This window comes from Allomesorhizobium camelthorni (genome assembly GCF_011045125.1).
In the GTDB taxonomy this organism is placed as follows: domain Bacteria; phylum Pseudomonadota; class Alphaproteobacteria; order Rhizobiales; family Rhizobiaceae; genus Allomesorhizobium; species Allomesorhizobium camelthorni.
The window spans coordinates 1-519 of the sequence record NZ_JAAKZF010000343.1; the positions used below are offsets into that span (position 1 = coordinate 1).

Annotated in this window: 1 protein-coding gene; it reads right to left on the bottom strand. The window is 56.6% G+C overall.

Annotated features, from left to right (window positions below; genetic code table 11):
* Window positions 1-214: 214 nt before the first annotated feature.
* On the bottom strand, window positions 215-519 hold a 305-nt coding region (locus tag G6N73_RS36660), incomplete at its 5' end, for a hypothetical protein (protein WP_206079295.1).

A 519-nucleotide genomic window follows, 5' to 3' on the forward strand; every position in this document is an offset into this window, starting at 1 on the left:
TACCCGACGCCATTCTGCGAAAGATAATGTGCACAATTATGCGTGCGCTGCTAGCGCCGAGTAGGCTGCGATACTCGCACAATATTTAACGGGTCCGAATGGCATGGCGTGCGGGTAATAGCGACTAGCGACGCACTGTTCTCGCCGGTGGCCTGATCAACGGACGTTGTGAAACGCTATGGTTGTCCGCAATCACCGGTGGTGCGGAATACTGTCACCCCGGATCTAAGCAAGCTTTGAACGTGCCGCGATGCCTCTCGATGAGCGTAAGACAATTACCGAAAAGGCGTCCTGGAGCTGAGACGAGGTCGCTCACCCCCATCTCGGAAATTTCAGGAACGAGGTCGCCCAAAGGGGAGGCGAGGACATTGCTGTGTTCCATCCGCCCGAGCAGTTGAGCGACATACGCGGGTATCAAGCCGAATAGGATGAGGCCGTGGGCCTGCCGGACGAAAGTGGCCTCCTCGAAGTGTCGTCCGGCATCCAACCGCTCGAAGTCTTCAAGCTTTGTATCGCGTA